This is a genomic window from Pseudomonas sp. JL27(2026) (assembly GCF_056933555.1).
Window position 1 is genome coordinate 2,842,551 of sequence record NZ_CM167794.1, and the last position, 23,964, is coordinate 2,866,514.

Consider the following 23,964-nt stretch of genomic DNA (forward strand, 5'->3'; position numbering starts at 1 on the left):
ATTCCTGAGGTACACTCTGGCGCCTCTAATAGTCTGTTGATTTATATTCTATGTAGTGCAACTGCGGTGGCTCGGGGAGAAGTATGGTTATCGTTGGCGCTCTCTTGCTGGCAGTCGTTTTTTTCTATCTGTTACCCATGGTTCTATTGATATTTTATGGGTGGCTGATCAACAGAGCTTCATCCACTGTTCGCATCGACTTTGACGTCGCCAAGGTGTCGCAAAGCTTCAGGTTTCCCTTGTTGATCGGGACCGTGCTTTTGCTATTGATGTTGTTTTTCCACTTGAGCGTTCAGGCGGTTTCACTGTTTGCACTGTATCTTTTGGTACAGGTGGGGCTGACGTTCGGGTTTGTCTTTCGAATGTGCTCGCAGTCTGTAGCCGCGAAAAGTGCTGATGTGCCTGTGGTGGCCAGGTTCTTTTGCGCAACGTTCTTGACGGTGTTGTCTTTGATTTCCCCCTTTCTGTTGGCGATTGCCTGGGGGCATCACTACGCCTGACCTTTGTGCAAACCTTGGTTACTCGCTGCCTGAACTGCGCTCTCGAAAAAGTTGATGTTGGCGTTCAGTGCCAGGCCGGTTTCCGGGCCTGGCTGGCAGGTGAGGCGTCGTGGCCAACGCACCCACGGTGGTGGCCGATCAGGTGGCCTTAGCTGACCTGTCCTCCCGTCTCTGCTACATCCACTTGCGTGTTCCAGGCCGTCAGCGCAGCAATCCGCAAGCCCTCGGCCAGCATTTCCAGCGCCAGCGAGGGCTGTCCCGGTGCACTGCGCGCGGCCTGCTCGGGCAAGCAGGGCACATGGATGAACCCACTGCGCACTGCCGAGTCGGCGAGTGCGTGTTGCAGGCTGTAGAACACCTGATTGCACACAAAGGTACCGGCGGTTTGCGATACCGAGGCCGGGATTCCCGCCGCACGGAGCGCCCTGACCATGGCCTTGATCGGCAATGTGCTGAAATACGCAGCAGGCCCGCCGGGCACCACGGGGCTGTCTATGGGCTGGTGGCCGAGATTGTCCGGGATGCGTGCATCGTTGATGTTGATTGCCACCCGTTCAATGGACAGATCGCTACGCCCAGACGCCAGCCCGATGGCGATGGCCATCTGCGGACGATGCTCGGCGAGCAGTTCATTCAGGCAGTCCCCGGCGCTGGTAAACGCACAGGGCAACTGACGGGCGACGATCCGTACGTCGTCGCTCAGATGGGTGCCATCCAGCAGGCGCACCGCTTCCCAGGAGGGGTTGATCGTGTCTTGATCGAAGGGTTCGAAACCCGTCAGCAGCACAGTACGCATCATTGCCTCACATCAGCAGGTAAAGAAGAACGATATTGACCACCAGCATCATCAGTGCGGTAGGCATCTGTGCCTTGATGACGGCGTTCTTGTCGGGCAATTCCAGCAGGGCGGCCGGAACGATGTTGAAGTTCGCGGCCATCGGCGTCATCAGCGTGCCGCAGTAGCCGGAAAACATACCGATAGCCGCCATCACCGCCGGGTTGGCGCCGTAAATGCCCACGAGCACTGGCACGCCGATACCGCCGGTCATGACGGGGAAGGCTGCGAAACCATTGCCCATGATCACGGTGAACAACGCCATGCCCAGCACATAGACCATCACCGCCACCAGCCGGAAATCCAGGTTGATGTAGGTGGTGGCAACGTGGGCCACGGCACTGCCGACACCGGCCTCGTTGAAGAGCAGCCCGAGCATCGCCAGCATTTGTGGCAGGACCATGGTCCAGCCGAGCGCTTCAGTCAGGCGTCGGGATTCGCGCAAGGCCTGCAGCGGAGTGTCGCGGGTCAGCCAGCAGGCCAACGCCAAGGCAATGAGGCAACCCAGGCCCAGGGACACAAATGTCGTGTTTTTAGGGTCAAGCAGCGGTACGCCGCCAATCTCCGTGTGCTTGAGCAGCACCGAGCCGATGACGGTGGTCAGTGGAATGGCCAGGGCCGGGATGAACAGCTTATGACCCAGTCGACCCGCGCTGGCACGGGCCGCTTTGTCATGTAGCTCGGTATGAGTGCCTCGGCCTACACCGCCGAGGCCGGCGATGACCGCCATCAGCACCACGCCGACGCCCACGGCCACCGAGGGCAGGCGATCGCCAATCAGAAAAACCACGGCGAACAGCAACCAGAACAGGCCGCTGGACCAGCGCTTGGGATGGCTGCGGTCAACCAGGGTCATGCCGGCAGTGATCAGTAATAAAACCCCGGCAAGCCAGTACAGGTATTGAATAGAGATGATCATTGCGCGGTCTCTGCCGGGTAGACATGGCTGTCAGTGGTCGACAGCTTGCGGCTCAGCATTCGGTCAAACCGGTGCAGGCGCACAGCGTGAATGATGAAGGCGCAGATGGCGGTGGGAATGCCCCAGAAAGCGATGTGCAGAGGTTCGACATCAAGGCCTGAGCCCAGAAGGAAGGTGTGCATCAGCGCAATCGCGCCGAAGGCGACAAAGATGTCTTCACCAAAAAACAGCCCTACGTTGTCGGTCGCGGCGCACATCGCCAGGACCTTGTGACGAAGCGCTTCCGGCAATTTTCCATAGCGTTTTTCGGCGGCACCTTCGGCCATTGGCGCCAGGAGCGGGCGGACCATTTGCGGATGACCACCGAGGCTTGTCAGGCCCATGGCAGCGGTGCTTTCACGAACAAACAGGTAAATGATCAGCAGGCGCCCGACGGTGGCCCGCTCGAAACGTGCGATCCAGTTTTGCGCATGCAGACGCAAGCCATGACGCTCCAGCAAACCGATGACGGCTAACGGCAACAATAAGATCAGTTGCAAGGCGCGGGTTTCGATGAATCCATCGCCCATGGTGGCGAGGATTTTTCCCAGGGAAAAATCAGCGGCGAGGCCCGTGGCAATCGCTGCGGCGGTCACCACAAGTAGCGGATTGAAACGCAGCACAAAGCCGACCACGATGACGAGCACGCCTATCAGCGGCCATAAGTTCACAACAGTTTGCATGGAGTTGAGGTCCTTAACTGCGTGCTGCGGCGCCAAAAAAGCTGAAGATGAAAAAGACGAGATCCGTCAGGTTCGCTTCTTGGGAATGGCGTGCAGCCCGACTCGATTTTTTATTATTGACCCAGAAGGTCGCGCGTCAGTGGCGAGCATCTTTGCCGCCCCACAGGGACGCGTCCAACAAAAAAACTTGTTGCTGCAGAACAAGAAAGTTTATGGGCCGCGGTGGTTGTCGGAGTGCCGTAGCGATTGGCTTGGCGATTAAGGCATGGGCGAACTACCTTTGATCGGCTCGCCGAGCATCAGCGGATTTTCGCGTGCAAGGCGTTGGGTCACTGATGAGAACCAGGGTCGCAACACCTTTAGCCTTGGCTGGCAGGTCGAGTCTCCAGGCAAAGACGTTCGATCCATTGCCGAGGAGTTTCACAGCAACTTACTGGGCGAACTTGTTTTTCCAGGTGAGGTCTCGGCTCATCGCGATTCATTTCATTGATGCAGTTTTGTCGCGGAGCATTCAGCACGTTATGGGGGAGCGAGTAACTCTTGATTTATGCGCATCAAACAGCTTTTCGTCCCAGAAGCTGTGCTGGTACGAAGAGCTGCTCCGTAGGTTCGAGGTTGTCTGTGAATGATTTCCCGAGTTCTAAAGCTTTAGTTTTCGGCCACGAAGTAGATTTCCACAAGCCCGCCCTCGCCATTAGGCCATGTAAGATCAATGCGCGATATGGGAACCCCTGTGTACTTCATCATGCTTATTTGTGTATTAGCGGTAGCAGCAGATACCAGGTGATTGATATGGTCCCCCTCTATATCGAAAAGCTCCCCTACAGGGGGTTCCGCTCCGTTATAGCACTGCAAGATGAAGCTGCTGATGGGCGTGCGTAGTGTCAATGTCGCTTTGTCCATGACGTACGCGTATGGCATCAATGCTGTTTCGCGCACATCCAGTGCATTGGGCGCATCCACCGAAATATTTGCAGCGGTGACCCACTGCGACGCCAGATGAGTTCCCACGGTGCCTGGAACAAGTGAATCGTGTATCAATTGCGCAGCCATAGAGATTCGCTCCTCTAAGTCTATTAGCGCCACACTCGCGGTCATACCGTCCGAGCGTTTGAAGGCGATTTATGCTACTCGCGTACTTCTAATAAGGCTTAGAAGTGTTCATCAGGAATGTCAATGCCTTGGCTGAGACGTCGCATGGCTCAGGCGTGATAAAGCATCGTTCTCAAGGAGAGCATTGAGTCAGATTGTGTCGAAGAGGGTCAGCAGATCGCGCCATTCGTGGTTATTGTCTAGGTGCAGATAGGCGGAGCCGCATAAGCGGTGCGGGCAGGTTTTTACCAGACGGCTTTGGTGTTCACGGGGGCTTTTGGCCCCTCGCTGAAAGTCAGCTACAGTTGATGAGCTATGGATAAGGAGATCAGGCATGAAATGCTGGATTTGTGGTGATGCAGGTGCAGCCGAGGTAGATGATACGTCTGACGGCTATATATTTGGCTGCATGCAGTGTGATCGATACGAGTTGAGCAATCAGGTGCTTAGCATTCGTTCAGAAAAACGTGAAGTGTTTGATGTTGGGAGAACCCAGGCCTGGCTTAGGGAACGGCGGGTCCTTTACTCTGAGCGAGTACCGAAGATCACGCTCAAGACAGTGCGTTGGGTAGGGGATGACGATTGACGGGTGAACCTTGCCCCAAGGCGCAGTGATCGGGGCACTGCGCCGTTGATACTCAACGATTCAACCTTTCCATGACGGCGAGCATCTTGCTTCGCTGGAGCGCCCACTCATCCTGTGTGATTCCCAGCAGAACCACATCGATGCGTGCACCGTCCTTGATGATGTTCTGGCGACGCACGCCTTCTATTGAAAACCCGAACTTCTGGTGCATTTTGATCACCGCGGCGTTTGTTTCCAGCACTTCGCAATTAAGCTTTTCAAGCCCGGCATTGCCGAATGCGTAATCAAGCATCCAGAACTCAACACGACTGCCAATGCCTTTACCTTGAAGTGATGCGTCAAGGTAAAACGCCCAGTCAGCGGTATGGTGAGTGGCGTTGATGGCGTTCAGCGAAACGACACCCATGGGCTCAGTGCCGTTCATGGCCACAAATACTTCCTGCCTGGTATTTCCGTGCAGGGACCTGAGCCAGTGTTCGTGCTCGATCTCGCTGATCTCGTGCGAGGTGTACATATATTGGCGCACACCTTTCTGGTTTCGCAGCTCTCTGACTTTCGCTTGAATCTGTGCTGAAGCCTCCAGGATGGGAAGAAAATGCATCGCTTGCTCCTTGTCGGGTGAGTCTTCAGCACCACCAACGCCATTGAGGGTTGAAGGTCCTCGGTTGTCGTTGTTGGCCACTTTCTGAGCGTGTCGCCAGGAGGTTTCCCTTTCAGGCAGATCAAGCACAATCAAATAGTGTTCTTTTGAAAGTGGCACTGATTGGCGACAAAAGATCGGCATTGTAGGCCAGGTCGCAAATCCGATATAGCGGTGCGAGCCGGTGACAGGGCAGGCGCGGTTGGATTGTTTTGGCTGCGTGGGGAGGTCCTCGACAGAGGATCGACTACAGTTGATGGGGGATTGATAAGGAGATCGGGTATGAAGTGCTTAATCTGTTTGGCAGCCGCCAGAACGGTTCATGTACCTGGGGACTGGTCTGAGGTCATATGTTCAGCCGGGTGTGGACATTTCAGGGTGTCCGCGAACCTTGTTGCGAAAATGTCGATGAAGAACGAACTGTTTCATCTCGAACGAACACGGCGCTGGCTTGAGATGGCGCGCAACGATGAGCCCGTGCCGTTGATATCAACGTATGACTACAACGTTTCTTTGTTACATCGGGATGTTGAAGAGAAGCCTGCCAGGCAGCCGAGCCGTTCCAGGCAATCGGTTACCCCGGATTGAAGAGCGGAGGGGCTCGGCAGGCTTGAACGACCGCAGTGCTGTTTCCCCACATCAGCGGCTGAGGGGAGCATGCGAGCCCCAACCACGAGAGGGACACCACGATGACTGAGCGTCATTTGATCCACTCTGAAACGCTTTCGAACGGTTGCAAGATCGAGGTCAGGGCCAAGATTCTGAGGGATGGCTCCCTGCAGATGTTCATTGGCGCGTATCGACCGGACGGCACCGTCATCCTTGAGGACCACGACCCGGCGCCCCATCTGCTGGACATGGAGGCTGCCCTGGACTGGGGAATCGATATCGCAAGAGGCGTTTGTTTCGGCCAGGCTATCTAGGGGCTTGGGGGATCCTGCCGCAATACGGCCAAATAACGGGAGGGAAGGGCGTGAGCCGTGTCTAAAATCGCGACGGGGCCTGACGTCGGCAGAGGACGGCTGGCGCGAACAGCGACACTATTTCTCCATTTCTCCCTGCACCTCAGAGCGAGCCGCGCGAAATGAGAACCCGGTGGCACTTTTGAACGTCATTGACAGACGCGGACCTGACTCAGGTCATCTACTCTGAACGAGCAAGCAAAACCACACCCCTGAGGATCAAGGGTATGTTCGCCACTCACGAGCTGTGTCGCACCATTGAATCAGGCTTCGCTCCGCTTTCTTGCACGTGCACCGTGAATGCTGACGGGCTGTTGAGGATTAACGTCTTCGACCCGATAACCGGGCGCGTTGATTTGTTGCTGACGGGCGTTTCGACAGCGAAGCTCACCAACAGCCGGGCAGTCTCCAATTTGATCGGCGAACTTCGTACCGAAATCAGGGCAGGACGCAGAGCTTTCGCGAGCGGTCTCGGTGATTATGCCGGCTGAGCGCTGTCAGGGCCGCTTTAGCAGATGTTGAGCCAGGGCATCGAACGCGGCGAGCGTGACCGGGTCATTGGCCGCATTACCGGCCACGGGGTGAGAGGCGTAACGCACAATCACCATTTCGGCCTTTGGATTGATGTAAATGCTCTGACCATGAACACCTCGGGCCATGTAGGCACCATCAGGGTTGTGGCTCACCCACCACATATTGCGATAGCTCCAGCCTTGTAGCAGGCCATAACCCGCTTTAGCGAATGCGCCTTTGTCACCGCCCTTGCGGATATCCTCGATAACGGCTTGGGGCACGATCTGCTGGCCATTGAAGCGCCCCTCGTTGCGCATCATTTCGGCGAAGCGCGCCAGGTCTCGTAGCCCTGTGTTCAAGCCGCCGCCGGCAAATGGCGTGCCGATGGAGTCAACGGTGAAGTAGGCATCCTGTTCGGCACCCAGGCGGCTCCAGAGGGTTTCGGAAAACCATTGTGCGATGTTACGTCCGGTGACCCTGGCAATCACCCAGCCCAGCACATCGGTATTGATGGTCTTGTAGGCGAACGCGCTGCCATGTTGGCCCTGCAGTTGTACGGTCTGGAGAAATTCGTAATAACTGCGCGGTCCCTCATAGCCCTTGGGTTTGGGCAAGGGGCTGCCGGCAGAGGCATGAGCCCAGACTTCGGCGTTCGGGTCGGCATAGTCCTCGCTGTACTTGAGCCCGGTGGTCATGTCGAGTACCTGGCGCAACGTCGCATTGCCAAACGCCGAGTGGCTCAGCTCTGGAACGTAGGCAGACACCCGTTGGTTGGCATCGATCCGGCCTTCAACCACCAGCGCGGCGCCCAACGTTCCGATCACTGACTTGGTGACAGACATTGCCGCGTGCTGGCCCTCTGGCCTGAGTACACCGAAATAACGTTCATACACGACCTGGCCGCGATGCATCACCACAATACCGTCGGTGTAGGTCGCGGCCAGCGATTGTTCCCAGGTCATCAAGTCCTTCGTGCCCAGCGGCGCGAAACGCAGCCCATCGATGTCGTTGCGCAATGCGTTTGGCAACGCAACGGGGGCACCAAGCCTGCGGGAGACATTGACAGTGGGCATCAATTGACGAAAGTTCGAAACGCTCCAGCGCAATGCGGGAAACCGGAAGTAGCTGCCGTCCTCAAAGCGGATGATGCGATTGGCCGGGGGAGGCGAGCCGACCATCCAGCCAAGTTTCGCCGGATCACTGGCCACAGCATCCGGGAAGTCACCTGCACTGGCGCAAGCGCTGATCAGCAGGGCTGCAAGTCCCATGTGCAGCCGGTTGATGGCACGGATGCGCGGGTGTTTTTTGATGCGCGGTGCGGCAGGGGTCATGGTGAGGTCTTCCTTGGGAATACTGCGCCAGAGCCTACAGTGGACGCGGGTAACAACCAAGCCGCGAAGGGACGATGAGTTGAGGGGTAGTCGAGCTGAAACGGGGAGCCGTTTCCCCGTCTTCCAGCGCATCTGCGCGACAGTTTTTCACATCTCTTAGTTAACCTTTAGTTACAAAGTGTGGCTAAAATACCAGCCAGTGGCCATAGGCTGGATTTTTGCTCTAGCCTGATGCGTAACCGATTGACCCTTTAGTTCGACATCAGACGCTGCGCTTTTACCCTTGGACCCTTATTGAAGTCCGGGGGCGTGCAGATGTGTTCTCTTCTGACTTGTGACGATTTACTGTGAAACTCACTATTGCTGTCCTCTACGTTTTGTCTATCGCGTATGTGCATCTGCGCGGCCGTGTGCGCCACAAACTGGGCCGCCAGTTGAGCGACCACTCGACGTTTCTGGCACCGGTCAATTGCTTCCTTTATCTGTTTTCCCGAATTCGCAATAAACCGTATCTGGATCCCGCCGACTTCCCGGACCTGAGCCCATTGCAGGCTCACTGGGAAGAGATTCGCGCTGAGGGTCAGAACTTGCTCAAGGCCGGTGAGATCAAGCGTTCCGAGCAGTACGATGACGTTGGTTTCAACTCGTTTTTCAAGAGTGGCTGGAAGCGTTTCTACTTGAAGTGGTACGGCGACAGCCATCCTTCGGCCATGAAACTGTGCCCTCGCACGACCGAACTGGTGCAAGGTATCGGTTCGATCAAGGCTGCCATGTTCGCCGAGTTGCCACCGGGTTCCAAACTCGTTCGTCACCGTGACCCGTATGCCGGTTCGTACCGTTATCACCTGGGGCTCGATACACCCAACGACCCTGGCTGTTACATCAACGTCGACGGTGAAAACTACCATTGGCGCGATGGCGAAGCCGTGATGTTCGACGAGACTTACATTCATTACGCCGAAAACACCACGCAGCAAAACCGCATTATTTTGTTTTGCGACGTCGAGCGGCCAATGAAGTACCGTTGGGCCGCAGCGTTCAACCGTTGGTTCAGCCGCACCGTGATGGCGGCGGCTGGCGCACCCAACAATGCCGGCGATCGTACCGGAGGGCTGAACCGGGCCTTCACCAGGCTCTACAAGATCCGTCTGCGCGGTAAAGAGCTGAAGAAGCGCAACCGCACCCGCTATTACCTGGAGAAGTGGGCGATTTTCGCCGGGCTGCTGGCGATATTTATTCTGATCTGATCCTGCTGAAGGCCCTGACACCGACCTGTTGCGCGGTGGCAGGGCCTCAAGTTCCCGGCCCCTTCCTTTCTCCAGCCTTTCCAGCAGGTTTGTCCTGCCACCGGCCTTCGATGAGCCGTGATGTGTCTCGACACTGAGCACCACGATTGGCGCCGTTTCTTGCGACCGTTCAGCGTTGCAGTCAATGAATGTTACATCTTGGGCCGAGGGAATCTCTTAACAAAGCCTAACCCTGGGCGTAGCGTGCTATCGAAGACCTTATCTGCAGGCTCGGGAGGCGCTCCACCATGAACAGGTTCGTGTTCGGTTTCACAGCGCTGGCGTTAAGCGGTCTGGGCGGGACGCTGGCGCAGGCCACCGCCGACATCGGCATGTTGGCGTCGGTGGCAGGGCAGCCGACACTCATGGCGCAAAACCTGCCGGGTAGCGCCGACAATCCCTACAACAGCCCTATTCGCCGGGCTAATCCCAACAGTATGCAAGGCACCCAGCCCAACGCTCCGCTCATTCGCGGGCCAAGTACTGCGCCCGTGCCTCGCCCGCCGACACTGGAAAACGGCGGCATCGGCAACGGTTACCCACGCACAGGGCATGCTCCCGGATCAGCCAAACCTCAATTGCAGCCCACCACACCGCCCCGGGATTCGGACAGCAACAATCGTTGAACGGCAACGACGTTCGTCTTGTCACACCTGTCTACGACAGAAGGAATTGTGAATGTTGCGTAAAACTCTCTTGGCAACCCTGTGTACCGGCGTGCTGTTTGGCGCAGTGACGCCTGCCTGGTCGGCGCCTGCCCAGCAATGGCAGAGTGAGCAGGGCACACTGGTTGCCACGCAGATCACCAAGGGGTTGGAACACCCGTGGGCATTGGCGTTCCTGCCTGATCAACAAGGCATGCTGGTCACCGAACGGCCTGGCAGGCTGCGACGGGTTTCAGCAGATGGCAAACTTTCAGGGCCCTTGAGCGGTGTACCCGTTGTGTGGGCCAAAGGGCAGGGCGGACTGCTCGATGTGGTGCTTTCCCCGGACTTCAAGCAGGACCGCATGGTTTATCTGTCTTATGCCGAAGGCGGGGCTGAGGGCGACAAGGCGGGTACCGTTGTCGGGCGGGGGCGCCTAAGTGAAGATCTCAGCGCGCTCAAGGATTTCACGGTGATTTTCCGCCAGGAACCGAAACTCTCCACCGGCAACCATTTTGGCTCGCGACTGGTGTTCGACCGAGAGGGTTATCTGTTCATTACCCTGGGCGAGAACAATGTCCGGGCCAGCGCCCAGGACCTCGACAAACTGCAAGGCAAGGTCGTACGGATTTACCCTGACGGCAAGGTTCCGGACGATAACCCCTTTGTCGGCCAACCCGGCGTACGCCCGGAAATCTGGTCCTACGGACATCGCAATCCCCAAGGTGCAGCGTTGAATCCCTGGAGTGGCACGCTCTGGGAGAACGAACACGGGCCCAAGGGTGGGGACGAGGTGAACATCATCGAGCGTGGCAAGAATTACGGCTGGCCGACCGCCACCCACGGCATCAACTACTCTGGCCAGCCAATACCGGAAGCCACCGGCGAAACCGCCGAAGGCACCGTAGGCCCCCATCATGTCTGGGAGAAGTCCCCCGGCATCAGCGGCATGGCGTTCTACGACGGTGATCGTTTCAAGGCTTGGCAGCACAACCTGTTTATTGGCGCGCTGGCCTCCCAGGAGTTGATTCGTTTGCAGTTTGAGGGGGGCAAAGTGGTTCACGAAGAACGTTTGCTGGGAGAACTCAAGGCGCGGATTCGGGACGTGCGCCAAGGCCCCGACGGTTACCTGTATGTGCTGACTGACGAGGACGATGGCGCGTTGTTCAAGATCGGCCTGCAGTAGCTGACGTCGCGCGTCTGCGGATCATTCAGCCAGCAGGCGCGAGGCGGTTCAGAAAAAACGCTCAGGCCTTTGCATACACCACCACCGCCGCCCTCAGCTTGCCACGCCCAAAACGGCACATCCTGTCGAACTCTGCATGGCTGACCGGCACATGCTGGCAGTCCATGGGCTGGCGGTGCTGGCTGTGGTCGACATCCGGGTCGTGCAAGTAGACGAAATCTTCATCGCAATCGGTGACCATTACCCAATGAGACGCCTTGGAACGGGTCAGGCGATAGCTGCTGATCAACACCAGGGGCTGTCCGCCCTCGCTCAACAGGCGCGGCAGGTCCAGCGGGCCACCGAGAATCTGCTCGACGTCGCTGTGCTGCAATTGTGTATTGAACTCTTCGTGAACCAGGCGCATGACGTCTTTTTTATGGGCATCGCGCACGCCATTGAGAAACAGCGGGCCGGCAATGCTGACCTGCAAACGCACCCGAAATCCCCTGCGCCAGGCCGCCAGTGCCAACCCTTGAGGGCTGCAACCGCCATGACCGGACGTCATGAACACCGTCGTCGCTTCGCGCCACAGCTGTAATTCCTCGCGTCGCTCCAGCGGACGAGCTGGCTGCAGTGCCCCCATGGCCATCAACAGACAGGCAGGGCCGCAGGTGAAATCGGTGGTTTGCCGGTAATAGGGCACGCTGATGCTGCGACTGTCGCGGTGCTGGAGGATACGTTTTTCCAGGCGCAGTGCATCGGCGTGATCCTGGTAATAGTCGTGAATCAGCGCAAAACGTCTATAACCGTGGCGTTCATACAGCGCGATGGCGGCTGGGTTATCGGTACGAACTTCCAGCCGCACGTAGGCGCAGTCATGTTCCAGTGCGCTGGCCTCGATCCGCTCAAGCAGTTGCTTGCCAAGCCCGATGCCACGGGCCTGCACCGCGATGGCGATGGAGTACAGGCGCGCCAGCGAAGTGCCACGGTGAAACAGCACCACGGCATAGCCCAGTAATTGGCCGTCGCTTTCGGCAACGATCAGTTGGCCGTTGGCACGGTTGATCATCCACTGAAAATTGCGGCTGTTGAGCCGGTCGGTGGTGAAACATTGCTGTTCCAGCGCCAACAGCGCTTTTACGTCATCGAGTTGTGAAAGACGAAAAACAGGATTCATATGACCGCCGTAAAAGTTGCGTAACGAAACGGGACTTTCGAAAAAGTTCGTGCTTAATAGGAAAGGTCTTGTTCTCCAACGGATCAATCACTATGTCAGCGGTACAAGGTCATTGGCGCGAAGTATCCGAGCAAAGATTGCCGACGGCAATAACTCCAGCAACTTATTTATCCCCTTCATCAGGCACTTCCAGTCAGCTGGTTATTATTGTCGAGCGCAAGGAAGACTGGGCATCGTACTTCCCCAGCGAAGACATCGTGACCGCCCAGGAGTACCTTGAGCAAACCCGTGAAAATGCAACGGGCAAGCGGGTTCAGGTCATCAACCTGTGCCGCAGCTACAAGTACCTGGGGCACGGTTACTACTGCTCCCTGCTGGCAGAAGCCCGGGGTCACAAGGTGATTCCATCGGTGCGGACCATCAGCGAGCTGACCCGCAAGTCCCTCTATGGCCTGGCACTGGATGACCTGGACAAAACCCTTGAGAAAGCCTTGGGTAATCATATCTACAGTGATACAGACGGCTTTACCCTGACGCTTTATTTCGGTAAAAGCACCATCGAGCCATTGCAGGATCTGGCCCGTCAGTTATTTGAAGTGTTTCCATGCCCGATCTTGTTAGTGGACTTCCGTCGAACTAACGGTTGGCATATCGAAGGCGTAAAGTCTGGCGCGTTACATAAATTGCGCGACGATCAGGAAGATCAGTTCGCCAATGCCCTCGACAGTTTCAGTCGCAAGATCTGGCGTATGCCCAGGTCGCGCCGTCTGGCCCGATATGACCTGGCCATTCTTCACGATCCACTGGAAGCATTACCTCCATCCAACGCCAAGGCCCTGGAGAATTTTGTCCGGGTCGGTAAGGGGTTGGGCATTGATGTCGACTTGATCGAGCGCAAGGATTACGCACGCATCGCCGAATACGACGGGCTGCTGATCCGCGAGACCACCAGTGTCGACAACCATACTTACCGTTTCGCGAAAAAGGCTGAAAGCGAAGGGTTGGTGGTGATGGACGATCCCACGTCCATCCTGCGTTGCACCAATAAGGTCTACCTGACCGACCTGCTAAAAAGTCACCAACTGGGCATGCCCGCCACCGAAATTCTCTACAAGGAACGACCGGAGGATTTCGAGCGGGTGGGCGAGCGCCTGGGCTTTCCGCTGGTGTTGAAAATCCCCGACGGCTGTTTCTCCCGTGGCGTGATCAAGGTGGAAAGTCAGCAAGCACTACTGGAGGCCACTGCTGAACTGTTCGAACACTCGGTGTTGCTGCTGGCCCAGGAGTTTTTCTACACCGAATACGACTGGCGCATTGGCGTCTTGAACCGCAAACCGATTTTTGCCTGCCAATATTTCATGTCCAAGGGCCATTGGCAGATCTACAACCACAAGGCCAAAGGTCAGGACATCAACGGCGAATGCCGCACGTTGGCTGTTCATGAAGCGCCACGGGCGGTGGTCGAACTGGCCGTGAAAACCGCCAACCTGATCGGTGATGGCTTGTACGGCGTCGACCTCAAGCAATCCGGCGACAAGGTGGTGGTGATTGAGGTCAACGACAACCCGAACATGGACGCCGGCATCGAGGATGCCTGGTTGCAGGACGACCTGTATTCGCTGGTGCTTGAAGAGTTCGTGCGCCGGTTGGAACTCAAGCGCCGCGGCCAGGCCTGGTGAGGCCCGGGCCGCTTGCATCCGGCAACCCGATGGGGGGCTGAATCAAACCTGCGGCGAGGAAACCACGCTGGATTTTGGGCTGCGCAGCCCGCGCACCACCAGGTACAGCAACGGGCCAATGGAGACAAATACCGCGGTGACCAGCAGGTACGGCAGCACTGAAAGCGCTGATTGGCCGCGGCTGCGAGCATCCTTGTACATCCATACACCGGCCAGGGTGGCCAGCAGGTAAAGGTCGATTACCACCTGGGCGGTATCGGGGCGGGACATCAGGCTGATGCCAAAGTCGATCAGCGACTGCTCGGCAGACAACATGACGGAAACGGTGTAGCCGGTGAAGGCGAGCAGGGCGATCAAGGGGAGTGCGACAGACTTCATGGTTTCCTTCCTTTTGCCGAGCGCGCCGCAGTGAGCGGCGCCTGGGCATGAGTGTCAGGCGAGCAACGGGCGCAGAAACGTGCGCTCGTAGCTGAGGATGAATTTTTTCTCCACCACCGAGGCCACCAGCGCCGAGCACTCCGGGTCGGTCATGGCGATGTGGCGGTAGCTTTCGTAGTCTGCCAGTGAAGGAAAGCTGAACAGGCAGTAAGCAATATTGCTCGCCCCCTCGGATGGCAGGAAGTAGCCATGGTGTGTCCCACCCAAGCGTTCGACAGCGCCGAGCCAGGCTTTCGCATACGTTTCAAACTCGCTCAGTTGATAGGGATCGATCACATATTTGACGTGACAGGTAATCAAGCGCGGCGCTCCTGAGGGGCAGGTTTATTCCTGGCGGGATTTTTCGATTTTGTCGGAAGCTGACCAGATCCGGTAACGGACTTCGACGTCCTTGGGCACATAGACCACGATGGGCAATTTGCTGTTGTAGCGCAGCATGAAGCCATTACCGACCACCGGCACGAAGTCCTGTTTGCTCTTGCCGTCTGGGCAGGCCATCAGGGTGCTCATAGGGCCGATGACTTTTTCCAGCCGGTAAAACGGGTAACCCCAGCCTTCCAGGTTTTTTTCGTCAAGAACGCCCCCCAACCGCTGACGGTTGCAATCCACGTTCAGGGTTTTGCCTGCGAGAATCTCGACCTGGTAGTTGTCTTCCCTTGTTTGCTGCGGGAGGTGGATGACTTGACGGGTAAAGCCGCTTTCAGCTTTGGGGTACGGCGCAACGTCTTCGAGTTTTGCGGCGTGAACCAGGGTCGACAGACCCGATGCCAACAGCGCCATGGTGGTCGTAAAGGGAAGTGAGCGCATGAGGCCTCCTTGCTCGGATGATCGGTCGGCGAATGACGGCTTCGCGTTGCCGAGCATTTTTACTGTCCTGCGCGGTGTAATGCAAACCGGTTGAGCGACACAGGCAAATTGCAGGGGAAGGCAGCAGTCGTTGTCGCATTTTGCATGGGCTCCCGTGCGTTAAATCATTGATTTGGCGACAGGTAACCGGGCGAAATACCAGGCATGTTTCATGCTGTGTTCTGGTGCAGTGCACCGCGTCAGGAAAGGCTTGAAAGGCACCGCGTTCAGGCGTAGGAGTGAGTGGCTTGTGCAATGAAAACAGTGCACGCGTTGCACGCGGGTCAGCAGCTTGTGGGGACAGAACAGAGTCAGGTCTTGAGTCGAAGCGGTCCTGCGTATCGACAGAACGCACTCGCGAACACTGACAGGACCGACTCGGTACATCCATTGATTGGCAGTCTCATATTAAGGAGAGGGTCGTCATGTTTTTATCTGCCTTGGAACTGCGCAATATTATTGAAAGCAGTTTTTTACCCAAACGCTGCCAATGCACCTTATCGCCTGATTTATCCATGACCGTGAAGGTCTATGGTGACCGCGAAACCGATCGTCTGGACTTGCTGGTCACAGGCATCAACGCCAACAGCCTCAATGGCTGTCGCGAGATCAGCGAACTGATTGCCGAGTTACGTCACGACCTTGAACACAATGTCGCGAGCCATCCTGTGGTTTCACGCTCGAAGCCCCATTAAGCAGTCGTTTCAGTTAATTCGACCAATGAGCGCTTGGTCTGGATGAGTGCCAGGCCAAGCGTAACTTCGGTGATCATCGTTCACTACATGACGCGATACCGCTACTCAGTGGTGAACGTGGCAGGGTTAAGTTCAACAAGCGTTCAGGTTTACGCCATTCTCAGTTCAGTCGCGCCTTGCTGAGGAATCATCGCGAGTTGCACCTCCACGGTGTTTTCCTTTTTCGCCATCCAGCGTTCTATGCCGGGCGTAAGCTCTGGTGACTGTGCGGCCGAGCCATACACATCTGCGAGGGTCAGGGTGCGGTGGAACAAGGTGCTGAGGCGCTGGCGCGATTCATCCAGTTTCTTGAACTCGCGGTCCAGTGCGCTGATTGTCCGTTGGCGATCCTGCTGTTCGAGGCCGGACAAACCGTAAGTCAGTTCGGAGCGTTTTTCCTTCAACCTTGCCTGCATGTCGTTCAACTGGTTGTACACCTGATCGTACTCAGTCTTGGTGATCACCGTGGTGCCGGTCTCCTGGGTTTGCTGCCAACGTCGCAGGGTGGCCCATGCGTTCGGGATGTAGGAGTCAACCATCTTGTGATTGCTGAACTGAAACAGCTGCTTGATGAAATTGTCCCGGTCCGGCAAGTCGCCCTGCTTTTTCAGGGCAATGGAGCACGCCGCTTCTTCGATCGAGTCGCAACCAGGGCTCCAGAGCACAGCCGATTGGTCTCGCCCCTTGAAGTGAACCGGCATGAAGTGTTGCAGCGCGCCGTGATGTTCGTAATCGCTATCACCGAATTTGGCCAGTCCCGCGGCAAAAATCAGCATGCCGACATACGGCAACGTGACAAAGCTCAAGACCAGCCCCGGCAGCCAGACATTGGTGCGCGTGTTCATCCAGGGGGCGGGCAAGCTTGGGATCGGATCATTATTGTTGACCATGCGGTGATGCACCAGCTCGGCCGCCCCTTTGACGAACACCTGGTCACCGGCCCGCGGGGAGCCAAAGGTGTAGAGAAGAATGTCGTACTTCTGAGTCGCATCACGGCGCAGGGCTTCGGCCAGCAATGTGGCGATTGCACCGCCCAGGCTGTGCCCGCAGATCACCACTTTTTGCCCTGAGTAGAATTGCGAGAGGTAGCGCGTCACAAATGCACTCATCGCTTTGTAGGCGTTGTAGAAACCCTTGTGAGCGGTGCCCACCCCCTCCGCGAACGGCACTTGCTCTGCATCGGCATCTCGCAAAAAGTCGGGGATTTCGGCCGTACCGCGTACCGAGATAAGAATGATCTCGTCGTGGTGGGTAATGAAAGCCTGGGTATTGGTTCCGTCCTTGGCTTTTGCATCGTCGAAGAAGTGCAACTTGGCGGGGTGATCCTGCTTTTCACCCAGGCCAATCTTGTTTTGCTTGTACTGCAACGGATCGAATGGAAGAATTTCGAAACGTTTGGAGTAGGGCACGTCTTCATAGAGCGGGTAATAAGGGGTGGTCTGACTCTTGTCGACTTTCCAGGTTTCCTGAAAGCTTGCCAGCCCGTTACCAAACATAAAGCCGACGCTGGGGTCCAGAGGGAAACTCACGGCATCTTCCGGCTTCTCGGGCTGCTGGCCGAAGTCGCTGTAGCTGAAGGTGGCCATGAGCGCCAACTGATAGAGGTTCAAAGCACTGAAGGCGTTGTCTCTGGACAGCATCGGCCGGAACGCGCGTAATGGGCGGACCTCCATCACCGTGCGTTTGTTGGGTTGTAACGCGACTCCCCAGAGTGTGCTCGCTTCAGGGTCGAAGCCGATGTCCCCCATGGCTTTGAGTAAGCTGTAGTTCGGTGGATGCTTACAGGAAGAACGGGGGGGCAAGTGCGCACCGTGTTCGACGAAGTTCCTGACTTCAACCTGGAAGAACTGGTCGGCGTTTTTGCGCGCCGGGTTGTTGTCTACGCGGGTCCCGTCCTTGCGAACAAAACGGGTGTTTTCGGCCCGGACCTGGATCTCTTTGATGGGGAGCGGGTAGTTTTCCCGGGCAATAAGCCGCGAGTACAGTTGCTCTGAGCCGGTGTAGTCCGAGTTGATCTGAAGGATGACCGGCCCTTCGTAGTGGTCATAAACCTTTGCATAGCCGTCGCCGTCCAACACGCCGACATGTTGTTGGTTGACGCTGTCGATGAGGACATACGGAAGACCCGCATAAGGTTTTCCGCTCCCCAGCTCATCCACCAACTGGAAGCTGACCCAGTCGCCACGTAATGGGCACGGCGTGGATTGCTCACACAGCATTGGCTTTTCGGATTCCTTGAGTGCCATGGGCGATGTCCTTATTCAGTGCAGTTCGGATAGACGGAGCAGTCACGTCCATCCGGCATTTTGAAAGATTCGATGAATTGATAGGGGGCTTTGCACAGCTCTTCATTCGGGGTGCCCCAAAGCCCGGTGCACGCTTTCCAGCCTTTAGGTGTTTCTATCCACCAGCCTTTGTAAAAAGGCTTTTCCTTGTCTGAAAGCGCGAACACCATTTTGACGGTTTTGCCAGGCAACGCGTCCCGCGCCAGTGCGGCACCGGCCATGGCATCAAGCATTTGCCCGCTTTCGTCCGCGGCCCGGCATTTGAGGATTTTCACGATGTATCGGTAGGGGCCCATCGTCCGGAACAGCCATTGGCACTGTCCCTGAATGACTTGGGTGCCACTGGCGGGGAAGGCAGTCGTGTGTTCAGGCGGGCGATCGTGGAAAGATAGGCTAGCGTAATCACCGCCGACATTGGTCGGTTTAGGCCCATAGCTGCCTTGCAGGTTGTATTCGAAACTGCGCAGGACCAATGGGCAGCCTCCGGCCTCATCCGTCAACGGCACCGTGAAAGAGGCAGTTTGCGCATCGGCGTTGAATGGTTGCTCAAAAAATTTCAGGCCTGGGAAGTGTTTTCCTTCGCGTGGCGGGACGGTGCAGGTTTCACCGGTGCGTGGCGCATAAGTCGCTTCACCCTTGAAGCTGAAACCGGGTGGGAGTTCGGTAACCAGCGTGAAGCTCTCGGGCTGGGCAACCGAGCAGGCGGTCGCGCCCAGAGTGCCCAGTACGATGACCAGGGCTCGGACCATGCCGGCGAGGACAGGTTGAATGTGCATGGTGAAGTCCTTATACGGTGCAGTGGGGGGCGGCGGCACAGTCACATCCATCGGGCATGGGGGTAAGAGGCAGCCCACTCGCGGGCCCCATGAGTTCACCCGCGCCCGCGCAGGCGAAAAAACGCCTGATACCCTCACGCGTCTTGCTGGTCTGGTTCGGGTTCGAACATCCGCTGGCAGCGCTCGAAATGCTGCGGCGGTGTTTCGCCAGGTAGCGCCAACCATGCAATGTCGGCAGCGCACTGGGGATCGAGCCGCAGACGGAGCATGCACTCCCGTTGTTCGGGGGTATTCCATTGCCAGGCGTCGAGCAGGTCGATCTGTTCTTCCAGCCACTCGCTGACGTTGCGGGTGTCGCTCAACTGCGTGACCGCCTCGAGGTGGTAGACCAGCAACCAGCGCTTGAGGTTGTCACGCAGGATGCTGCGTGAGCGCTCGGCGGTTTCAGGCGTACGCAACCAAGGTGCCGGATGGGATACGGGGTAGATGCCCGGTCGAGGGTTGTCGGTGCTTTTCCATTGCGGCTCGGCCCAGTACAACACGCTGCTGAAAGGGCCGAGCAGCAACGGAACTTCCGCCGTCGTCAGGCTGGCCAGGCATCGGGCGATAACGCGGTTGTCCTGGAAGCGGAACAGCGAGCGGTTGCCACCTTCGTCGATCACCATTCGTGCTTGCCAATGCTGGGTCACGGCGTCGAGATCAGCCTTGTCCATGCTGGCGATCCAGCCCCAGTGTCGCTGTGGGTCATCGAGCAGGGCCCTGAAGGCATGGGCGTCAGGGTCATGCAGTTCGCTCAGCCAGGGGCTGATGGCGGAAAACTCGGCGTAGGGGGTGCGTCGGTACAGCTGGACCGAGCGCTGCATCAACTCGGCGCTGTACAAGCTGGTCACCGGGTTGGGCTCCGCGAGGCTGTCGAGTACCAGCACCAGGGTGCGGTTCAAGTGTGCTTGCTGGTCGAGCCAGTCGTTGAGGAGGTCACTCATGCCGTCGCACCCAGGTCGCACTTGCCTTCACGGCAGGCTTCGCAAATCGGGCAGCGAATGTCGCCGGCAGCCCGGGCCTTCTTCGCCAGGGCCATTTGCACGGCCGCGGGGGCGAGCAGGGCGCCGGGCTTGTCCTTGGCGGCGGCCCACGGGATTAGCGGATCAAGGATCTGGATGCCGCTGCCGGCACCCGGTGCGCCGCCGGAATTGACCTTGACCGTGGCGCCGCTGATGGTCACACCACCAGCGTCGACCTTGACGAAACTGCCGCCGGCCTTGGCCGTCAGCTCCATGCCGCCTTCGACGACGACTTTTTCGCCAGCGTGATAGTGGATTTCCTGACCCGCTTCGACGAACTGCGCCGTGCCGATGTTCACGTGCCGGGTCACACCGACGCTCAGGTGATCGCTGGCGCGGGTTTCGGTCTTGCGGTCGGCGTGGGTGATGCGGTGTTCTTCAGCTTTGAATTCACTGAAGGCATTTTTCTCGACCGTGTCGTGACGTTCATTGCCGACGCGGATTTTCTGATCGTGCTCGATGTTTTCATCCCAGTCGCGCTGGGCGTGCAGGTAAATCTGTTCTGCACCTTTCTTGTCTTCGATACGAAACTCGTTGTAGCCCTTGCCGCCCGGTGAGCTGAGGGTCTTGAACAGGCTGCGGGTCTTGTTCGCCGGCAGTTCGTAAGGAACAACGTTTTCCTTGTGGAACAGGCAACCGGTCACCAGTGGCTGGTCGGGGTCGCCTTCAAGGAACGTCACCAGCACTTCCATGCCGATGCGCGGGATAGCGATGCCGCCGTAGGCACTGCCGGCCCAACCGCTGGCCACGCGCAACCAGCAACTGGTTTTGTCATCGGCCTGGCCGTCGCGGTCCCAGTGAAACTGCACCTTGATCCGACCGTACTGATCGCAATGGATCTCTTCGCCCTTGGGGCCGGTGACAACGGCGGTCTGGCTGCCCAGCACTTTGGGCTTCGGGTGTTCTAGGGCCGGTCGGAAATGCGCGTCCCAAGGCGTGGCAAGGAAGCGGTTGCGATAACCCTGGTGAAAGTCATCCTTGTTCTGGGTGACGTCACTGGTGACCAGTTCGCCGAGCACCTGCGGCTGCTTGCCTTCGTGGATGACTTCCAGCAACAGCCACAAGTCGTTCCATTCAGCGCGCGGGTGTTCGCTCAGGGCCAGGAAATGGCCACTGACCAGGGTCGGCTCGTCGCTTTTGCCTTCGGCCAATTGGTAGTCGCTGCGATGGCGTTCCAGGGCGCGGGTCGCCAATTGCTTACCGCGTTCGCGGTCGGTGAAGCGGCCGGGGTAGTCGTAGTCTTCCAGGTCTGGCAGGAACTCGCTTTTGGCCGCACCTTCGGGAAGGATGCGTGGCTTTTCGAAATCGTAATCGCGGCGGCTAACACGACTGGTGCGGGTTTCCAGGCGCAGGTTGAAGCGCTTGATGACCGGTTTTTCCGCCGCCATGCCGGAGTCTTGCTGGTAGGTCACGGGCGCGAGTTTGCGGAACACTGTCTGGTCGTCGCCGAACACCAGAGTGTGGCCGCTGCTGCTGTGCTGGAAGTGGAAGTGAATGCCTTCTTCTTCACACAGGCGCTGGATGAAATGCAGGTCGGACTCGTCGTATTGCACGCAGTAGACGCGTTCGGGGTAAACGGCATTGAGCTGGAAGCTGTACGCGTTGGCCAATATGCCGCGCGCCTCAAGGACCTGGGCGATAATCTTGGGCACCGTCAGGTGCTGGAAAATCTGCTGGTCATGGTTATGACGCAGGTAGTTGAGTTGGGGCGTGAGGCTGATGCTGTAGCGGGTCAGGCTCTTGCCCGAGTCACCTTGGGCGATGCGGTAGACCAGGCCATGGATGACGCCTTTGCCGGTCGCGCCGAACGTCAGGCAGGCCGGTTTGTGCAACAGCTCTTCGAGTTTCAGGTCCGGGCGGGCACTGACCAGTTCGATGTCAAAGCAAAACGGCTGATTAAGGGCTTCGCGACCAATGAAACTGAGAACCTGAAGGTCCGCAGAAATGCCTTCGAGGGTGAGCGTGATATGGGTTGCGTTAGCATCCAGCATGCCTTTAATTCCGTCCTTTGAAAAAGCTGGGCCCGATGGTGCAGGATTAAACCGACAGGTTCAAGGCGCAAATGCCGTATGCACGGGCCTTGGCAGGTATAGGGAAAACCCCTAGAGACGCACGAGAGGCCTTCAAACGGCGGGCTCGGGGCAAACACTGCGCCGCATTCACGGACTGCCCGGCGTACCGACACCGAGAATGGGCAGTCATGTTCAGACTAAAGTCGCCTGTGGCACGTAAAAGCCTTCTGCCATCATTGGCGATCACCCCTGAATGAACCTGTCATCCTGGCGAGCGGTATTCGCCGGATGAGTGCTTTTTGTGTGGGCTGTTTGCCCCACGGTAAAGATTCACTGTTGGAGCTTTTGTTAATGCGTCCCCCGTTTTCCCTCTCCACACCGCGCCTGTCCTTGGCGATCGGTGCCGTTGTTCTGTGCACAAGCGTTGCCGGCCAGGCTCAGGCCAGCGGTTTTATCGAAGACAGCACCGCCAGGATTGAGTCGCGCACGGTGTATTTCAACCGGGATTTTCGTGACGGCCATACCGCCAACGATCAAGGCGCGTCCAAGCGTGAAGAGTCGGCCCAAGGCTTTATTTTCAACCTGCAATCGGGTTACACCGAAGGCACTGTGGGTTTTGGTATTGACGCGTTGGGCATGCTCGGGTTGAAACTCGATTCCAGTGCCGACAGCAGCAACAGTGGCCTGCTGCCGTCCAGCGGCCAGAACCCGCGCGGTTCGAAAGATCAGTACGCCAAGTTGGGCTTGACGGCCAAGGCCCGCGTCTCGCAAAGCGTCTTGAAATACGGTGCGCTGCTGCCGGACTTGCCGTTGCTCAAGTACAACGACGGCCGTTTGCTGCCGACTATGTTCAACGGCGCACTGCTGACGTCCAAAGAGTTCAAGGACCTGACGTTCACGGCCGCTCGCCTGGACAAATACACCGCCCGGGATTCCACTGACTCCCAGGACATCCGCGTGCACTGCAAGAACAAGCGTTACGCCTGCAATGTCACGGCTGAACACTTCGACACGTATGGTCTGGATTACAAGGTCAACGAGCGCCTGACTGCGCAGTACCACTACGCGGAACTGGAAGACATCTACCGTCAGCATTTCATTGGCTTGCTGGGCAACCAGCCGCTGGGTGATGGCGTGTTGAAGGCTGACCTGCGACTGCTTAAAAGTGCTGACAGCGGCGCCGCGCGTGCAGGCTCGATCGACAACCGCGCATTGAGCGGCATGCTCGCTTACGCCATCAGCGGTCACACTTTCAGTGCCGGCTGGCAGCGCATGACCGGCGACAACTCGATGCCGTACCTGGATGGCAGCAATCCGTACCTGGTCAACTACGTGCAGGTCAACGACTTCGCCGCCGCACAGGAACGCTCCTGGCAACTGCGTTACGACTACGATTTCAAGGCCATCGGCCTCAATGGCCTGAGCTTCCTGACCCGATACGTGAACGGCGATCACATCAAAGTGCCGGGCAGCGACCAGGAAGGTCGGGAATGGGAACGTGACAGCGAACTCAAGTACGTGGTGCAGAGTGGCACCTTCAAGGACGTCAGCCTGCGTTTGCGCAACGCGACCTACCGCACCAACTACGAGAAGTTCGCCCGGGACGTGGATGAGACCCGGTTGATCGTGAGTTACAACTTTTCGGTGTTGTGACCGACGAAAACTTCAGGGCTGAGCCGCGCGTTCGGGTCGAGGCTGACACAGCGTGCGCACACGTCAAACAAAGACTCGGGAGATTCACGCGTCAAGGGCTCAGCA

General features: G+C 57.6%; 25 protein-coding genes. 11 read left to right on the forward strand and 14 right to left on the reverse strand.

The window, feature by feature from the left end:
- The first annotated feature begins 83 nt into the window (after positions 1-83).
- Positions 84-500 (forward strand): hypothetical protein, encoded by a 417-nt coding sequence (locus tag AC1Z1G_RS12890; RefSeq protein WP_483627468.1) that lies wholly within the window; start codon positions 84-86, stop codon positions 498-500.
- A 148-nt stretch (positions 501-648) separates the two neighbouring features.
- Here AC1Z1G_RS12890 and pcp read toward each other — a convergent pair whose 3' ends face one another.
- The 3 genes from pcp to AC1Z1G_RS12905 are packed head-to-tail and all read right to left on the reverse strand — an operon-like array spanning position 649 to position 2,976.
- Positions 649-1,296 (reverse strand): pyroglutamyl-peptidase I, encoded by a 648-nt coding sequence (pcp, locus tag AC1Z1G_RS12895; protein ID WP_483627831.1) that lies wholly within the window; start codon positions 1,294-1,296, stop codon positions 649-651.
- 7 nt (positions 1,297-1,303) lie between these two features.
- Entirely contained in the window at positions 1,304-2,254 is a 951-nt protein-coding gene (locus tag AC1Z1G_RS12900; RefSeq protein WP_483627470.1) for a DUF979 domain-containing protein, read from the reverse strand.
- Positions 2,251-2,976 carry a DUF969 domain-containing protein gene (locus AC1Z1G_RS12905; protein WP_483627472.1) on the reverse strand — a complete coding sequence of 242 codons (726 nt, stop codon included), beginning with the start codon at positions 2,974-2,976 and terminating at the stop codon, positions 2,251-2,253. The genes AC1Z1G_RS12900 and AC1Z1G_RS12905 overlap by 4 nt, the downstream gene beginning before the upstream one ends.
- 265 nt (positions 2,977-3,241) lie before the next feature.
- Between AC1Z1G_RS12905 and AC1Z1G_RS12910 the strand changes: the two genes are divergently transcribed.
- Positions 3,242-3,466: a hypothetical protein gene (locus tag AC1Z1G_RS12910; RefSeq protein ID WP_483627473.1), complete on the forward strand. Its 225-nt coding sequence runs from the start codon at positions 3,242-3,244 to the stop codon at positions 3,464-3,466.
- A gap of 158 nt (positions 3,467-3,624) precedes the next feature.
- On the opposite strand, the gene AC1Z1G_RS12915 is transcribed toward AC1Z1G_RS12910, so the two are convergent.
- Complete coding sequence (locus AC1Z1G_RS12915) at positions 3,625-4,029, reverse strand: hypothetical protein (RefSeq protein ID WP_483627475.1); 405 nt, start codon at positions 4,027-4,029, stop codon at positions 3,625-3,627.
- Between the two features lie 373 nt (positions 4,030-4,402).
- Here AC1Z1G_RS12915 and AC1Z1G_RS12920 point away from each other — a divergent pair, with 373 nt between their 5' ends.
- A complete protein-coding gene (locus tag AC1Z1G_RS12920) occupies positions 4,403-4,654 on the forward strand; it encodes a hypothetical protein (protein WP_483627476.1) in 252 nt (83 codons plus the stop codon).
- A gap of 52 nt (positions 4,655-4,706) precedes the next feature.
- On the opposite strand, the gene pseH is transcribed toward AC1Z1G_RS12920, so the two are convergent.
- Positions 4,707-5,255, reverse strand: a complete 549-nt coding sequence (gene pseH, locus AC1Z1G_RS12925) for a UDP-4-amino-4,6-dideoxy-N-acetyl-beta-L-altrosamine N-acetyltransferase (protein ID WP_483627833.1) — start codon at positions 5,253-5,255, stop codon at positions 4,707-4,709.
- Between the two features lie 728 nt (positions 5,256-5,983).
- Here pseH and AC1Z1G_RS12930 point away from each other — a divergent pair.
- Together AC1Z1G_RS12930 and AC1Z1G_RS12935 are read left to right on the forward strand one after the other, a co-directional pair.
- A complete protein-coding gene (locus AC1Z1G_RS12930; protein WP_483627478.1) occupies positions 5,984-6,217 on the forward strand; it encodes a hypothetical protein in 234 nt (77 codons plus the stop codon).
- A gap of 266 nt (positions 6,218-6,483) precedes the next feature.
- Positions 6,484-6,747 carry a DUF1652 domain-containing protein gene (locus AC1Z1G_RS12935; RefSeq protein WP_483627480.1) on the forward strand — a complete coding sequence of 88 codons (264 nt, stop codon included), beginning with the start codon at positions 6,484-6,486 and terminating at the stop codon, positions 6,745-6,747.
- Between the two features lie 6 nt (positions 6,748-6,753).
- On the opposite strand, the gene AC1Z1G_RS12940 is transcribed toward AC1Z1G_RS12935, so the two are convergent.
- On the reverse strand, positions 6,754-8,037 hold the full coding sequence (locus AC1Z1G_RS12940) for a serine hydrolase domain-containing protein (RefSeq protein ID WP_483627835.1): 1,284 nt from the start codon (positions 8,035-8,037) through the stop codon (positions 6,754-6,756).
- Positions 8,038-8,447: 410 nt separating this feature from the next.
- On the opposite strand from AC1Z1G_RS12940, the gene lpxO reads away from it, so the two are divergent.
- The 3 genes from lpxO (at position 8,448) to AC1Z1G_RS12955 (ending at position 11,216) form a co-directional block, all read left to right on the forward strand.
- A complete protein-coding gene (gene lpxO, locus AC1Z1G_RS12945; protein ID WP_483627482.1) occupies positions 8,448-9,347 on the forward strand; it encodes a lipid A hydroxylase LpxO in 900 nt (299 codons plus the stop codon).
- A gap of 287 nt (positions 9,348-9,634) precedes the next feature.
- Positions 9,635-10,012 carry a hypothetical protein gene (locus AC1Z1G_RS12950; protein WP_483627484.1) on the forward strand — a complete coding sequence of 126 codons (378 nt, stop codon included), beginning with the start codon at positions 9,635-9,637 and terminating at the stop codon, positions 10,010-10,012.
- Positions 10,013-10,064: 52 nt separating this feature from the next.
- Positions 10,065-11,216, forward strand: a complete 1,152-nt coding sequence (locus AC1Z1G_RS12955) for a PQQ-dependent sugar dehydrogenase (protein WP_483627486.1) — start codon at positions 10,065-10,067, stop codon at positions 11,214-11,216.
- 61 nt (positions 11,217-11,277) lie between these two features.
- Here the strand turns inward: AC1Z1G_RS12955 and rimI are convergent, their stop codons facing one another.
- Positions 11,278-12,375, reverse strand: coding sequence for a ribosomal protein S18-alanine N-acetyltransferase (gene rimI, locus AC1Z1G_RS12960; protein ID WP_483627488.1), 1,098 nt, complete (start codon positions 12,373-12,375; stop codon positions 11,278-11,280).
- Positions 12,376-12,467: 92 nt separating this feature from the next.
- Between rimI and AC1Z1G_RS12965 the strand changes: the two genes are divergently transcribed.
- Positions 12,468-14,054 carry a RimK family protein gene (locus AC1Z1G_RS12965; protein WP_483627490.1) on the forward strand — a complete coding sequence of 529 codons (1,587 nt, stop codon included), beginning with the start codon at positions 12,468-12,470 and terminating at the stop codon, positions 14,052-14,054.
- 42 nt (positions 14,055-14,096) lie between these two features.
- Here AC1Z1G_RS12965 and AC1Z1G_RS12970 read toward each other — a convergent pair whose 3' ends face one another.
- Genes AC1Z1G_RS12970 through eco form a run of 3 tightly spaced genes read right to left on the reverse strand, consistent with a single transcriptional unit; the run spans position 14,097 to position 15,299 of the window.
- Entirely contained in the window at positions 14,097-14,432 is a 336-nt protein-coding gene (locus AC1Z1G_RS12970) for a DUF2834 domain-containing protein (RefSeq protein ID WP_483627492.1), read from the reverse strand.
- Between the two features lie 54 nt (positions 14,433-14,486).
- Positions 14,487-14,792 (reverse strand): NIPSNAP family protein, encoded by a 306-nt coding sequence (locus AC1Z1G_RS12975; protein WP_483627493.1) that lies wholly within the window; start codon positions 14,790-14,792, stop codon positions 14,487-14,489.
- A gap of 24 nt (positions 14,793-14,816) precedes the next feature.
- Entirely contained in the window at positions 14,817-15,299 is a 483-nt protein-coding gene (gene eco / locus AC1Z1G_RS12980) for a serine protease inhibitor ecotin (RefSeq protein WP_483627495.1), read from the reverse strand.
- Positions 15,300-15,763: 464 nt separating this feature from the next.
- On the opposite strand from eco, the gene AC1Z1G_RS12985 reads away from it, so the two are divergent.
- Positions 15,764-16,033 carry a DUF1652 domain-containing protein gene (locus tag AC1Z1G_RS12985; RefSeq protein ID WP_483627496.1) on the forward strand — a complete coding sequence of 90 codons (270 nt, stop codon included), beginning with the start codon at positions 15,764-15,766 and terminating at the stop codon, positions 16,031-16,033.
- Between the two features lie 149 nt (positions 16,034-16,182).
- On the opposite strand, the gene AC1Z1G_RS12990 is transcribed toward AC1Z1G_RS12985, so the two are convergent.
- From AC1Z1G_RS12990 to AC1Z1G_RS13005, 4 genes are all read right to left on the reverse strand, one after another.
- A complete protein-coding gene (locus AC1Z1G_RS12990; RefSeq protein WP_483627498.1) occupies positions 16,183-18,318 on the reverse strand; it encodes a lipase family protein in 2,136 nt (711 codons plus the stop codon).
- Positions 18,319-18,329: 11 nt separating this feature from the next.
- Positions 18,330-19,133 carry a hypothetical protein gene (locus tag AC1Z1G_RS12995; protein WP_483627500.1) on the reverse strand — a complete coding sequence of 268 codons (804 nt, stop codon included), beginning with the start codon at positions 19,131-19,133 and terminating at the stop codon, positions 18,330-18,332.
- 134 nt (positions 19,134-19,267) lie between these two features.
- Positions 19,268-20,116 (reverse strand): DUF4123 domain-containing protein, encoded by an 849-nt coding sequence (locus AC1Z1G_RS13000; RefSeq protein ID WP_483627502.1) that lies wholly within the window; start codon positions 20,114-20,116, stop codon positions 19,268-19,270.
- Entirely contained in the window at positions 20,113-22,185 is a 2,073-nt protein-coding gene (locus AC1Z1G_RS13005; protein WP_483627504.1) for a type VI secretion system Vgr family protein, read from the reverse strand. Before AC1Z1G_RS13005 ends, AC1Z1G_RS13000 begins: the two co-directional genes overlap by 4 nt.
- 372 nt (positions 22,186-22,557) lie before the next feature.
- Between AC1Z1G_RS13005 and AC1Z1G_RS13010 the strand changes: the two genes are divergently transcribed.
- Positions 22,558-23,859 carry an OprD family porin gene (locus AC1Z1G_RS13010; RefSeq protein WP_483627506.1) on the forward strand — a complete coding sequence of 434 codons (1,302 nt, stop codon included), beginning with the start codon at positions 22,558-22,560 and terminating at the stop codon, positions 23,857-23,859.
- Positions 23,860-23,964 lie beyond the last annotated feature (105 nt).